Here is a 13,899-nt window from a genome sequence, read left to right as displayed (position 1 = left end):
TCAAGGATGGGGCGCCGGCGGCCTCCCGATTACTGGATGGGTCCTGTGAGACCGTGGGGATAGCGAGCCAAAAATCCGCCTCCCAAGGCTGTCAAAGCCCGCAAAAGCTCATACATTGCGGCCATGCCCAAGACATCCCCGAAGACCACCGTCATAGCTGACACCAAGGCCGCGCCAAAGGCGGCCGCCGAGAGCAAATCCGCTGCTGCCAAAGCTGCTGCCAAGCCGGTCGCGGCGAAGGCGGCCGGCAAGGGTGACCATGTCTTCCTGGTCGACGGTTCCTCCTACATCTTCCGCGCCTATCACGCGCTGCCGCCGCTGAACCGCAAGTCCGACGGCCTCCAGGTCAATGCCGTGCTCGGCTTCTGCAACATGCTGTGGAAGCTGTTGCGCGAGATGCCCGAGGACAACCGGCCGACGCATCTGGCGATCATCTTCGACAAGTCTGAAATCACTTTCCGCAACAAGATCTATCCCGACTACAAGGCGCACCGGCCCCCGGCACCTGATGATCTGATCCCGCAATTCTCACTGATCCGCGAGGCCGTGCGCGCCTTCGACCTGCCCTGCCTGGAACAGGTGGGGTTCGAGGCCGACGATCTGATCGCGACCTATGTGCGGCAGGCCTGCGAGCGCGGCGCGAGCGCGACCATCGTGTCCTCCGACAAGGACCTGATGCAGCTCGTCACCGATTGCGTCACGATGTACGACACCATGAAGGATCGCCGCATCGGCATATCAGAGGTGATCGAGAAGTTTGGTGTGCCGCCGAACAAGGTGGTCGAGGTGCAGGCGCTCGCGGGCGATTCGACCGATAACGTGCCCGGCGTGCCCGGCATCGGCATCAAGACCGCGGCGCAACTGATCACCGAATATGGCGACCTCGACCAATTGTTGTTCCGCGCCGGCGAGATCAAGCAGCCCAAGCGGCGCGAGGCGCTGCTCGAGAATGCGGAGAAGGCGCGCATCTCGCGGCAGCTCGTGCTGCTCGACGACAAGGTGGACCTCGATGTGCCACTCGACGACCTCGCCGTCCACGAGCCGGATGCACGCAAGCTGATCGCCTTCCTGAAGGCGATGGAATTCACGACGCTGACGCGGCGCGTCGCCGAATATTCTCAGATCGATCCCGCCAATGTCGATGCCGATCCCGGCTATACGAGCGGCGCCAGCGTGTTCTCGCCGTTGCCGCCCTCGGACGTCGTGCCCGCGCCGGGCACCGGCACGCCGGCACAAGCGGCTCCCGGCCAACGCAATAAATCGGCGAGCAAGGAGGACAAGGCCGCAAGCCAGAAGGGTGCCCCGATCTCGCTGGCCGCCGCGCGCGAAGAGGCGCTGCGCAAGCTTCCGGTCGACCGCAGCAAGTATCAGGCGATCAAGACGCTCCAGGAGCTCAACGCCTTTATCGCCCGCATCCATGACGCCGGCCACGTCGCGATCGAGACGAGAGCCAACTCCATCGATCCCATGCAGGCCGATCTCTGCGGCATCGCGCTGGCGGTGGCGCCGAACGAGGCCTGTTATGTGCCACTGGCGCACAAGCAATCCGGCGGTGGTGCCGGCCTGTTCGACGCGGGTCTGGCACCCGACCAGATCAAGCACATTGATGCCATCGAAGCGCTGCGGCCGGTGCTGGAATCATCAGGCATCCTCAAGGTCGGCTTCGACGTCAAATTCACCGCCGTGATGCTGGCGCAGCACGGAATCACCCTGCGCAACATCGACGATGCGCAGCTCATCTCCTACGTGCTCGACGCCGGCCGTGGCTCGCATGCGATCGAGCAGCTCGCCGAGCGTTGGTTCGGCCATGCCATGCTGAAGGAGAGCGAGCTGCTCGGCAGCGGCAAGGGCAAGATCACTTTCGACCAGGTGACGATCGACAAGGCCGCGCCGCTCTCGGCGGAAGCCGCCGATATCGCCCTGCGAGTCTGGCGCGTGCTGAAGCCGCGTCTCGTCGCCGAGCACATGACCACCGTCTACGAGACGCTGGAACGGCCGCTGGTGTCCGTGCTCGCGCGCATGGAGCGGCGCGGCATCTCGATCGACCGCCAGGTGCTGTCGCGGTTGTCGGGCGAATTCGCCCAGACCGCGGCGCGGGTCGAGGCCGAGATCCAGGAGATTGCGGGCGAGCCGGTCAATGTCGGCAGCCCCAAGCAGATCGGGGACATCCTGTTCGGCAAGATGGGACTGCCCGGGGGCTCCAAGACAAAGACCGGCGCGTGGTCGACAACCGCCCAGGTGCTCGACGAGCTCGCCGAGCAGGGCCACGACTTCCCGAAGAAGATCCTGGAGTGGCGCCAGGTCTCGAAACTGAAATCGACCTACACCGATGCGCTGCCGACCTACGTCAATCCGCAGACCCACCGCGTCCACACCACCTACGCGCTGGCCGCGACTACGACCGGCCGGTTGTCTTCGAACGAGCCGAACTTGCAGAACATCCCGGTGCGCACCGAGGACGGCCGCAAGATCCGCCGGGCCTTCGTCGCGACGCCCGGACACAAGCTGGTCTCCGCCGACTATTCGCAGATCGAGCTGCGGCTGCTGGCCGAGATCGCCGACATTCCCGTGCTGAAGCAGGCGTTCCGCGACGAGCTCGACATTCACGCCATGACGGCGTCGGAAATGTTCGGCGTGCCGATCAAGGGCATGCCAAGCGAAATCCGCCGCCGAGCCAAAGCGATCAATTTCGGCATCATCTACGGCATCTCCGCGTTCGGCCTCGCCAACCAGCTCGGCATCGCGCGCGAGGAAGCGGCCGCCTACATTAAGAAATACTTCGAGCGCTTCCCCGGCATCCGCGCCTATATGGACGAGACGCGCGACTTCTGCCGCAGCCACGGCTACGTCACCACGCTGTTCGGCCGCAAATGCCACTATCCGGATATCAAGGCCTCCAATGCCTCGGTGCGCGCCTTCAACGAGCGCGCCGCGATCAACGCGCGGCTCCAGGGCACCGCTGCTGACATCATTCGCCGCGCCATGACGCGGGTGGAGGACGCGCTGGCAGAGAAGAAGCTCTCGGCGCAGATGCTGCTCCAGGTGCACGACGAACTGATCTTCGAGGTGCCGGACGACGAGGTCGAGGCGACGCTGCCGGTGGTGCAGCACGTGATGCAGGACGCGCCCTTCCCGGCGGTGCTGCTATCAGTGCCGCTGCATGTCGATGCGCGGGCAGCGACGAACTGGGACGAGGCGCATTGAGCTCTTCCCAACCTCTCCTTGTTGGCGGCAGAGCGATCGCATATCACTTTGGAGGCGGCTGAGCGCACGCCTCGTCCTTTGAGACGACCGCCGCGCGGTCTCCTCGGGATGAGGCTAAGCAGCGTCGGTACGCGTTGAAACTGCTGTCGCACAGTTGCTCCTCATCCTGAGGGCCCGCCAAAGGCGGGCGTCTCGAAGGATGGCGGCAAACGCAGAGTCTGTGACAGTCCTGCCCCTTGCTGGAAGAGGGAGCAAAGAGAGCGCGCCCCGCCTCGATTGTCCTCCGAGCAATTGCGCAATGGCCTCGCGTCGGCGCGCATATTAGAACCGTGCCGTCCTTCGCACCGGTCGCCCCATGCCCCACACACCCGCCCTGCTCGGCTTTGCCCTCGTTTGCCTTGGTCTCGTGCTCACGCCCGGGCCGAACATGATCTACCTGATCTCGCGCTCGATCACGCAAGGGCCGACGGCGGGCATTATCTCACTCGGCGGCGTGGCGCTGGGTTTCGTGTTCTACATGCTGTGCGCGGCTTTCGGCATCACGGCGCTGCTGCTCGCGATTCCCTTCGCCTATGACGCGCTGCGCTTCGCCGGCGCCGGCTATCTGCTGTGGCTCGCCTGGCAGGCGGTGAAGCCGGGCGGACGCTCGCCGTTCCAGGTCAGGAAGCTCGCGATCGACAGCCCGCGCAAATTGTTCGCGATGGGCTTCGTCACCAACCTGCTCAACCCGAAGATCGCGATGCTGTATCTGGCGCTGCTGCCGCAGTTCATCGATCCCACCGCCGGCAGCGTGCTGGCGCAGTCGGTGGTGTTAGGGGCGATCCAGATCGCAATCAGCGTGAGCGTGAATGCGATGATCGCGCTCGCGGCCGGATCGATTGCGCTGTTCCTCGCAACTCGGCCGAGCTGGATGCTGGTGCAGCGCTGGCTGATGGGCACGGTGCTGGCCGGGCTCGCTGTGCGGATGGCGGTCGAGGCGAAGAAGGTGTGAGATTTCTGACCCTCTCCTGGAGGGGGAGGGTCGGCTCACATTGAGCGCAGCGAAATGTGAGACGGGGTGGGTGATCTCTCCCCACGAGGACGGTTCGATGCGGAGGGACCTTCACCCACCCCGCTCGCGCTACGCGCGATCGACCTCCCCTTCGAGGGGAGGGTAAGAGAAAGATCAATCCAGCTTCGCCTCCATCCCGCGCTTCACGGCGGGCCGTGCCATCAGCGCGTCGTACCAGCGCTTGACGTTGGGGAAGTCGGCGAGGTCCACCTTGTGGCGAGGATGGCGCCAGGCCCAGCCCAGGATGGCAAAATCGGCAACCGAGAGGTCGCCGGCGACGAAGTCGCGGCCCACCAGCCGGCGGTCGAGCACGCCATAGAGCCGGCGCGTCTCCGCCATGAAGCGCTTGAGGCCATAGGCGCGGTCCTGCTCGTTTTCGAGCGCGATGAAATGGTGCACCTGTCCGGGCATCGGGCCGAAACCGCCCATCTGCCACATCAGCCATTCATAGACGGGGATGCGCCCGCCAAGCGATTTCGGCAGGAATTTGCCGGTCTTTTCGCCGAGATAGAGCAGGATGGCGCCGGATTCGAAGATGCTGACGGGCTTGCCGTCGGGACCCTCGGGGTCGACGATCGCGGGGATCTTGTTATTGGGGGAGAGCTTCAGGAACTCCGTGGCCATCTGCTCGCCCTTGGTGATGTTCACCGGGATCACCTTGTAAGGCAGCCCCATCTCCTCCAGCGCGACCGAGATCTTGCGGCCGTTCGGCGTGTTCCAGGTGTGCAGTTCGATGGTCATGCCTTGCTTCCTTGCCGCTGACAGGTTCGGCCCTCACCTACTCCAGAAGGTTGCACCCCCACAACCGGCGGACCGGGATAGCCGATCTCTGTTGACGGGGGACGCCCCCTCTGGAATGTGGCGGCGGTCGCGGATAAATTCCGCCTCCTCCAAAAATGCTTCCGAGGGACCGCCGTGTCGAAATCAGCCTCCCGCGCCCGCCTGTTCGAAATCATCCGCCGGCGTTCCTTCGGCCGCGGCGAGGTGACGCTCGCGTCGGGCCGCAAGAGCGATTTCTACTTCAACTTGAAGCCGACCATGCTCGACCCCGAGGGCGCGACGCTGCTCGCCGAGCTCACCTACGAGGCGCTGAAGGACGACCAGCTCGATTTCATCGGGGGGCTCGAGATGGGCGCGGTGCCGCTCGCCGGGGCGCTGGCGCAGATCTCCTGGATCAAAGGCCATCCGATCGCGGCATTCTTCGTGCGCAAGAAACCGAAGGAGCACGGCGCCAAGCTCGCGATCGAGGGCCTGCCCAAGGGCGAGACCCTGGCCGGCAAGCGCGTCGTGATCGTCGAGGACGTCACCACCACCGGCGGCTCGGCGATGAAGGCGGTGGAATCCGTGCGCGAGACCGGCGCCAATGTGGTGCTGGTGCTGACCATGGTCGACCGCGAGGAAGGCGCCACCGACACGTTCGGTGCAGCCGGCCTGCCGTTCCGCTCGCTGTACAAGGCATCCGAGTTCTTGAAGGCTTGAGGCCGCGAAACAGCCCTGGCCGTCATGTCCGGGCGTGGCCCGGAAGCAACGATTTGTCGGAAGCTGTGCCCGGCCTCAAAGAGGTCACGGCCTCGACTTGAAACCGCCTCCGCTCAACTGCTCATTTACCATCCCGCTTTATGGTGAATCATGTGCCAAGACCTCGCTGGTCTCGGCTGATTCAGTAGCGTCGGGTGGAGCAGCGCGTTGCGTACAATCTCGTCCCATGCGCGCCGGCGGCGTCGCGCGATGCTTGTAGCCGCCAGCCTTGGCGCTCCGCTGCTCGCGGCGCCGTCCCCGGTTGCGGCCGAAGGGCTGTTCGATTTCTTCTTCGGCGGCATGCGGCAACAGCGCCCGCAGCGCGAGGTGCCGCAGCAGGCGGGCTCCTACGCCGATCCCTTCACCGGCCAGCAGAATGCCGCAACTCCGCAATACGTGCCGCCAACCCGTTCGGCGGCGGCCGGCGGCTCCGGCCCGGCCTTCTGCGTGCGCAGCTGCGATGGTAAATATTTCCCGCTGATGCGCGGACTCGCCTCGCCTGCCCAGATGTGTCAGGCGTTCTGTCCTGCCAGTGCGACGAAGGTTTATTTCGGCTCCTCGATCGAGGGTGCCGCGTCGCAGACCGGCGAGCGCTACACCGAAAGTGAGAACGCGTTCGCCTATCGCAAGGCGCTGCGCGCCGACTGCACCTGCAACGGCCGCGAGCCGGTCGGCCTCGCCCCGGTCGATCTCGCGCTGGATTCATCGCTGAAAGCCGGGGACGTGATTGCCACGGCCGACGGCCTCGTTGCCTATACCGGCATCCGTGTCGGCAACGATCAGGCTGCGGACTTCACCCCGGTTGCCTCCTATCCCGGCCTCACCGCACAGGTCCGCGCGCGGCTCGGCGAGATGAAGGTGGCACCGGTGCGGGCCGAGACCGTCGCGGCGGATGCCCCGGCTGCAGAGATCGTGCGCGAGGCGCTGCCTGACGTCACGGTGCCGAAGACGCAAAAACCGGCGAAGCGGGCGGGGTTGGATTAGTGGAATGACGGCAACTGAGCCGTCACCTCCCGATGATCACCCCGATCACATTCGGCGCCGCCAGATATTTCTCCTCGATCGCGGTGCGCGCAGCGGCGCGGTTTTCCGGCGTGAGGAGGCCGCGCTTCTCGGCCAGGATCATCCAGCAAAAGCCCCACCAATCGGTCAGCATGCCCTGATCGTCGACGAGGTCATAACCCTGCTCGGCCGCGAAGATGCGCGCATGCGCTTCGTCCAGCGTGTCGAGGAACAGATGGTCGTCGGTCGAAAACAGCTCGTCGCTGATATCGTCGATGGTGTAGCCCCAGATCGACTGGCACACCGCATTGAACTCGCGGTCGAACTGGTCGTCATCGATCCTCTGGCGCCGCGCCGCCCGATGCAGAAGCGACAGCGAGCGCGCGAAATCGGCGATCCGGGTGAGGGCAAATTGATCGAAGGCAATGGTGGACATGTAGTCCTCGCAAAGTCTGACGGACGCTAGATATTGTGTCGGCACGATGCCGAATCACGATGATATCAAAGACTTGCTAAACTGTTCTTAATTTGTTCTGATGCGTCCACAAAGTCCTCCCGGCCTTCGTCGAGAAACAACCGCGTGAAAGCGTTCGCCAAACGAACGCGGATTCTGCGGTACGATCACTCGCCTCACCTCGCCGCCGACATCAACTTGTCTCCGCACGCGCTCGCATAAAACTTGCCGCCGCATTGGCGCTTGATGGCGGCGCAGCGTGCTGCTGGCGTTGCGTTTTGCGGAAGCGAGACGGCGCAACTGAGGCCATCGGCGCTGCGGCCCGTTCTGCCGGCGGCGGAGGCGGCGGTGATGCAGACGACGAGCAGGGTCGCAGTGGCGATTTCGATCAGCAGTCTCATCAGAGGTCTCAACGGTCTCCTCCACAGTGATGGCTGAATTGGCCTGCATTCTAACAGCAGATCCGTCTTTCTCCGTGCTCGTCCGGGTTCCCAAGCCGGCCCGTTCCTTGCATAAATTTACGCCAGCGCAGTGCACGGCCGCACCAGTGACGGTTCCGGCACGGAAGCAGGACGCGTAGGGTGAGTGTTCAGTCGACCAGGAAGTGAAGGCCTTGCAAGATCAATCGTTCCAGCCGAATTTTCCCGCTCCCGGCCAGCCCATCGACGAGCTCGCGCTGGCTGAGATCAAGGGCGCGATCCTGGCCAAGCTGCGCCTTGCCATCGGCAAGGACGCAGGCATGGCGACCCGGCACGATTGGTATCAGGCCGCAGCGCTCGCGCTGCGCGACCGCATCGTGCATCGCTGGCTGAGCGCGGAGAAGCTGAGCTACGACGCCGGGCGCAAGCGCGTTTATTATCTCTCGCTCGAATTCCTGATCGGCCGCCTCTTCACCGACGCGCTCAACAATATGGGGCTCCTGAAGATCTTCGAGGTCGCGCTCGGCGACCTTGGTGTCTCCTTGCCCGAGCTGCGCAAATGCGAACCGGATGCGGCGCTCGGCAATGGCGGCCTCGGTCGGCTCGCCGCTTGCTTCATGGAGAGCATGGCGACGCTGTCGATCCCTGCGATCGGCTACGGCATCCGCTACGATTACGGCCTGTTTCGCCAGATCATCAATCAAGGCTGGCAGCAGGAATATCCGGACGAATGGCTGAGCTTCGGCAATCCCTGGGAATTGCAGCGGCCGGAGGTGATCTACGACATCAATTTCGGCGGCGCCGTCGAGCATGTCGACGATAAGGGCCGCGACCGCGCCATCTGGCATCCGGGCGAGACCGTGCAGGCGATCGCCTACGATACGCCGATCGTCGGCTGGCGCGGCCAGCACGTCAACGCGCTCCGCCTGTGGTCGGCACGCTCGCCCGATCCTCTCAGGCTCGATGCCTTCAACAAGGGCGACTATGTCAGCGCCAGCGCCGAGCAGGCGCGCGCGGAGGCGATCTGCAAATTCCTCTATCCGAACGATGAGAGCCCGGCGGGCCGCGAGCTGCGGCTGCGCCAGGAATATTTCTTCGTCTCCGCCTCGCTCCAGGATCTGGTGAAACGGCACCTCGCCTCCGACGGCCAGCTCCGCAGCCTCGCCAGCAAGGTCGCGGTCCAGCTCAACGACACGCATCCGAGCCTTGCGGTCACCGAGCTGATGCGGATCCTCGTCGACCTGCATAATTTCCGCTGGGACGAGGCCTGGAAGATCACCGTTGCCACGCTCTCCTACACCAATCATACACTGCTGCCCGAGGCGCTGGAGACCTGGCCGGTCGAGCTGTTCGAGCGACTCTTGCCGCGGCATCTGGAGATCATCTACCGCATCAACGTGCAGCATCTGGCGCTCGCGGAAGCACGCTGCCCCGGCGACATCGACTTCCGCGCTTCGGTCTCGCTGATCGACGAGAAGAGCGGCCGCCGCGTGCGCATGGGCCAGCTCGCCTTCGTCGGCTCGCACCGCATCAACGGCGTCTCGGCGATGCATTCCGACCTGATGCGCGAGACCGTGTTCCACGATCTCAACCATCTCTATCCCGGCCGCATCACCAACAAGACCAACGGCATCACCTTCCGCCGCTGGCTGATGCTGGCGAACCCGAAGCTGACCGATTTGTTGCGCGAGACCTGCGGCGAAGCAGTGCTCGACGATCCCACCCAGCTCAGCCTGATCGAAGCTCGCGCCAGCGACGTCGAATTCCAGAAGAAATTCCGCGCCGTCAAGCACGCCAACAAGGCGGCGCTGGCGCGGCTGATCGGCGAGCGGCTCGGCATCAAGGTCGATCCCGGCGCGCTGTTCGACGTGCAGATCAAGCGCATCCACGAATACAAGCGCCAGCTCCTCAATGTCATCGAGACGGTCGCGCTGTACCAGTCGATCAAGGACGATCCCAACGGCAATTGGGTGCCGCGGGTGAAGATCTTTGCCGGCAAGGCGGCGGCGAGCTACCGCTATGCCAAGCTGATCATCAAGCTGATCAACGACGTCGCAGAGGCCGTCAATAACGATCCCGCCATCAGCGGCAAGCTCAAGGTCGCCTTCCTGCCCGACTACAATGTCAGCCTCGCGGAAGTGATCATTCCCGCGGCCGATCTGTCCGAGCAGATCTCGACCGCCGGCATGGAGGCCTCCGGCACCGGTAACATGAAGCTGGCGCTGAACGGCGCTATCACCATCGGCACGCTCGACGGCGCCAATATCGAGATCCGCGACCATGTCGGAGCTGAGAACATCGCAATCTTCGGCTTGGAGGCCGGCGACGTGATGATCCGCCGCAAGCAGGGCCTGGATGCGTCCGACGTCATCCGCAACTCGCCGAAGCTCCAGCGCGCCATCAATGCGATCGCGACCGGCGAGTTCTCGCCCGGCGATCCCGGCCGTTTCGAATCCATCGCGCACGCGTTGCGCTATCTCGACCATTACATGGTCAGTGCCGATTTCGATTCCTATTATGAGGCGCAGCGCGCGGTCGATGCGCGCTGGCAGGTGGCACCGGCCTGGACGCGCGCCTCGATCCTCAACGTCGCGCGCATGGCGTGGTTCTCGTCGGACCGTACCATCCGCGAATATGCCGAGGAGATCTGGAACGTGCCGGTCAATCCGACCACGCCGCTGCTGCCAAATCTGCGCGATGTCGCAGGCTGATTTTCCGCGGGGTGAAATCGGCGTTACCTGCGAGGTTATTGCATCGGGCGCCGCGGATGATGATATGGTCGTCATCATCTCTAAGGCGTCGATATCGAGGCCGCTACCTCAAGCGCCGTCATTGCGAGCGCAGCGAAGCAATCCAGAATCCCTCCGCAGAGATAGTCTGGATTGCTTCGCTGCGCTCGCAATGACGTTGGTGAGACACCGAGGACCAGCAATGCACGCCAAGCTCCCGCACCCCTTCGATGACGCCACCCGCGTCAGCGCCGGCGACTCCAGTTGGCAGGGGCACACCAGCGACGATTATTGGGCCTTTGTCGGTCCGTTCGGCGGCGTCACTGCCGCGACGATTTTGCGCGCGCTGATCGACCATCCGGACCGCGCCGGCGATCCGCTCGCGCTCACCGTCAATTACTGCGCGCCGATCGCCAAGGGTCCGTTCGATCTCGACCTGCGGCTGGTGAAGGCCAATCGCTCCAGCCAGCATTGGAGCGTCGAGCTCAGCCAAGGCGGCGGCGGGGTGGCAACGCTCGCCACCGCCGTGTTCGCCGAGCGGCGACCGTCCTGGGAGCATAGGGTGGCGAAGGTGCCGGACGCAAAGCCGTTCGAACAGACGCTGCCGTTTCCGAAGATCTCGGCCTCCTGGGCCAACCAGTATGAATTCCGCTTCGTAGAGGGCGAGATGCGGATCGGCCCGCCACAGACCGAGCCCGCCAGCACCTATTCGAAAATCTGGATCAGCGACCGCACGCCGCGCAAGCTCGACATGCTGTCGCTGATGTCGATGTCGGACGCCTTCTTCGGCCGCATCTTCCACGCACGGCGCGAGCTGGTGCCGTTCGGTACGGTATCGCTGACGACCTATTTCCACACCGATGCCGAAGAGCTAGCCGCCGAAGACATCACGCGTGTGCTTGCCACCGCTGACGCCAAGATTTTCCACAAGAGCTATGGCGACCAGAACGGCGAGCTGTGGTCGCCGAACGGGCGGCTGCTCGCGACCACGACGCAGATCGCGTATTTCAAAGCGTAGCTGCTTCCGCAAACTCGTCATTGCGAGCGCAGCGAAGCAATCCAGGAATCTCTCCGCGGAGACAGTCTGGATTGCTTCGCTGCGCTGCCAATGACGCTGGAGAGATATCGCGTAAACAAAAAGGGCGGCCTCGCGGCCGCCCTTTGCATTACAAGGCGCGAGCCCTACTCCGCCGCGAGCTTCAGGTCGGGCGCGGCTGCGCGCACTTCGGCGTCGACCTGAGCTTCGAACTTGGCGAAGTTCTTCTGGAACATGCCGACCAGCGCGCGGGCGGTCTTGTCGAACTCGTCCTTGTCCTTCCAGGTGTTGACCGGATTGAGGATCTCGGCCGGCACGCCCGGCAGCGCGGTCGGGACCGCAAAGCCGAAATATTTGTCGGTGCGGAATTCGACGTTGCGAAGCGATCCGTCGAGTGCGGCGGTCAGCAGCGCGCGCGTCACCTTGATCGGCATGCGCGAGCCGACGCCATATTTGCCGCCGGTCCAGCCGGTGTTGACCAGCCAGCAATCGACATTGTGCTGGGCAATCAGCTCGCGCAGCATGTTGCCGTAGACGGATGGATCGAGCGGCAGAAAGGGCGAGCCGAAGCAGGTCGAGAATTCCGGCTGCGGCTCGTTGCCGAGACCGCGCTCGGTGCCGGCGACCTTTGCAGTGTAGCCGGACAGGAAGTGGTACATCGCCTGCGCCGGCGAAAGCTTGGCGATCGGCGGCAGCACGCCGAACGCGTCGGCGGCGAGCATCACCACATTCTTCGGCTGCGGCGCGCGGCCGGTGTGCGAGGCGTTCGGGATGAAGTCGAGCGGGTATGCAGAACGCGTGTTCTCGGTCTTGGAGCCGTCGTCGAAATCGACGATGCGGGTGTCCTCGTCGAGCACGCAGTTCTCGAGCACTGCGCCGAAGCGCGTCGACGCCGCGTAGATCTCGGGCTCGGCTTCCTTCGACAGCTTGATGCACTTGGCATAGCAGCCGCCTTCGAAATTGAACACCCCGTTCGGGCCCCAGCCGTGCTCGTCGTCGCCGATCAGGGTGCGGTTGGGATCGGCCGACAGCGTCGTCTTGCCAGTGCCGGACAGGCCGAAGAAGATCGCGGTATCGCCCTTGGCGCCGACATTGGCCGAGCAGTGCATCGGCATCACGCCGCGCTCGGGCAGATAGTAGTTCAGCGTGGTGAAGACCGACTTCTTCATCTCGCCGGCATAATAAGACCCGCCGATCAGGACAATCTTGCGGGCGAAATCGATTGCGACGACGTTCTCCGAGCGGCAGCCGTGACGTTTAGGATCGGCGCGGAAGCTCGGCATGTCGATGATGGTGAGCTCAGGCACGAAGGTCGACAGCTCGATCGCCTCGGGGCGGATCAGAAGTGTGCGGATGAACAGCGAGTGCCAGGCGAGCTCAGTGAAGACGCGCGTCTTGATCCGGTAGGCCGGATCGGCGCCGCCATAGAGATCCTGCGCGAACAGCCTCTTGCCTTCGGCGTGCTTGAGGAAATCCTGGTAGAGCGTCTCGAACTGCTCTGCGGTGATCGACTGGTTGCCGGCCCACCACATCTTCTTGTCGGTGGTGGCGTCACGCACCGTGAACTTGTCCTTCGGGCTGCGGCCGGTGAACTCGCCAGTATCGGCGCAGAGTGCACCGTCCGCTGACAGCACCGCCTCGCCCGCGGAGAGCGAGTACTGATAGAGTTGCGGCGCACCGAGGTTCCAGTGAACCTGCTTGAGATTCTTTAAACCGAATTTGTCGGCGCCGAAGGCACCGTTGCGCACGCCCGTCTCTTGCACGAAAAAGTCCTCCTAGAACCCGCGACACTCAGCGCGACCAAGCTTTGGCACCATCGCGGTCACCGTGAATAATAGGCCCGTTTGGCCTCGGCTGGAACGACCTAATACTGATGAACGCTGGCGTTGCCAAGCTGATCCCGTAGGATTTGGTTTATTCAAAGACCGCGCCAAACGTCGCGCATGTCAGCTCTGAGCAAGCGCATCAAAAAGTCCGAATGATCGCGCAACCAAACGCGCGTTTGCGCGTTACTTCCGGTTATTGCGACGCACAATGCTCGAGTTGGCTTCCCATCGTAACTCGGCTTTGCAGATGCGTGCGAACCGCTCCCACATCGCGGGATAGGCATTGCGGTGACGAGACGAGGCGGCGGCGAGATAAGTCAGCATCGCACGCGCAAGGCTTTGCCGCGACCGATCTTCAGTTCGTCTTGGGCAGCTCGAACGTCGACGTGGTCAAACGCGTGGCAGCTTCCGAATCCACCGCTCAATGCGACACAAGAAGCGCGCAGGCACCGGCATAGAAGAACGAGCGCGCCAATCCCGACCGGGCCACGGCCTCGGCTTGTCGCCCGCGATGTGTTGCAGGTCGACAGCACAATCCGGTCCGCATTGAGCTTGAGCTGGGTGACTTCGCTCGCAGTGAGAAGGCCGTCGAGCTCCGATGGCTGATCGGGATCGAGAGTGCAAGCGAGGGCTCACCGAGTCCTTTGATGTCGCCGCGAA

General features: G+C 63.8%; 10 protein-coding genes. 6 read left to right on the top strand and 4 right to left on the bottom strand.

The genetic code is table 11. The annotated features are described in order from the left end of the window. Nucleotides 1-123: 123 nt before the first annotated feature. Complete coding sequence (gene polA, locus IVA92_RS16465; protein ID WP_247276408.1) at nt 124-3,204, top strand: DNA polymerase I; 3,081 nt, start codon at nt 124-126, stop codon at nt 3,202-3,204. A gap of 355 nt (nt 3,205-3,559) precedes the next feature. Beyond that, the gene (locus tag IVA92_RS16460; protein WP_247276407.1) at nt 3,560-4,195 is read left to right on the top strand and encodes a LysE family translocator; all 636 of its coding nucleotides are present in this window, start codon (nt 3,560-3,562) and stop codon (nt 4,193-4,195) included. A gap of 174 nt (nt 4,196-4,369) precedes the next feature. Here IVA92_RS16460 and IVA92_RS16455 read toward each other — a convergent pair whose 3' ends face one another. Then, nucleotides 4,370-4,996, bottom strand: coding sequence for a glutathione S-transferase family protein (locus IVA92_RS16455; RefSeq protein WP_247276406.1), 627 nt, complete (start codon nt 4,994-4,996; stop codon nt 4,370-4,372). A gap of 174 nt (nt 4,997-5,170) precedes the next feature. Between IVA92_RS16455 and pyrE the strand changes: the two genes are divergently transcribed. Together pyrE and IVA92_RS16445 are read left to right on the top strand one after the other, a co-directional pair. Next, nucleotides 5,171-5,734, top strand: coding sequence for an orotate phosphoribosyltransferase (gene pyrE, locus IVA92_RS16450; RefSeq protein WP_027575142.1), 564 nt, complete (start codon nt 5,171-5,173; stop codon nt 5,732-5,734). A 249-nt stretch (nt 5,735-5,983) separates the two neighbouring features. Continuing rightward, entirely contained in the window at nt 5,984-6,757 is a 774-nt protein-coding gene (locus IVA92_RS16445) for a DUF2865 domain-containing protein (protein ID WP_247276405.1), read from the top strand. 22 nt (nt 6,758-6,779) lie between these two features. On the opposite strand, the gene IVA92_RS16440 is transcribed toward IVA92_RS16445, so the two are convergent. Then, the gene (locus IVA92_RS16440; protein WP_247276404.1) at nt 6,780-7,211 is read right to left on the bottom strand and encodes a hypothetical protein; all 432 of its coding nucleotides are present in this window, start codon (nt 7,209-7,211) and stop codon (nt 6,780-6,782) included. 194 nt (nt 7,212-7,405) lie between these two features. Further along, nucleotides 7,406-7,630 (bottom strand): hypothetical protein, encoded by a 225-nt coding sequence (locus IVA92_RS16435; RefSeq protein WP_247276403.1) that lies wholly within the window; start codon nt 7,628-7,630, stop codon nt 7,406-7,408. A 212-nt stretch (nt 7,631-7,842) separates the two neighbouring features. On the opposite strand from IVA92_RS16435, the gene IVA92_RS16430 reads away from it, so the two are divergent. Together IVA92_RS16430 and IVA92_RS16425 are read left to right on the top strand one after the other, a co-directional pair. Then, a complete protein-coding gene (locus tag IVA92_RS16430) occupies nt 7,843-10,359 on the top strand; it encodes a glycogen/starch/alpha-glucan phosphorylase (RefSeq protein WP_247276402.1) in 2,517 nt (838 codons plus the stop codon). A gap of 220 nt (nt 10,360-10,579) precedes the next feature. Next, on the top strand, nt 10,580-11,395 hold the full coding sequence (locus IVA92_RS16425) for a thioesterase family protein (RefSeq protein WP_247276401.1): 816 nt from the start codon (nt 10,580-10,582) through the stop codon (nt 11,393-11,395). A gap of 164 nt (nt 11,396-11,559) precedes the next feature. Here IVA92_RS16425 and IVA92_RS16420 read toward each other — a convergent pair whose 3' ends face one another. After that, the gene (locus IVA92_RS16420; protein WP_247276400.1) at nt 11,560-13,176 is read right to left on the bottom strand and encodes a phosphoenolpyruvate carboxykinase; all 1,617 of its coding nucleotides are present in this window, start codon (nt 13,174-13,176) and stop codon (nt 11,560-11,562) included. Between the last annotated feature and the right edge of the window lie 723 nt (nt 13,177-13,899).

Source organism: Bradyrhizobium sp. 154, assembly GCF_023073875.1.
Lineage (GTDB): Bacteria > Pseudomonadota > Alphaproteobacteria > Rhizobiales > Xanthobacteraceae > Bradyrhizobium.
Note: the sequence above shows the minus strand (reverse complement) of the source record. Positions and strands in the feature narration are given on the sequence as shown.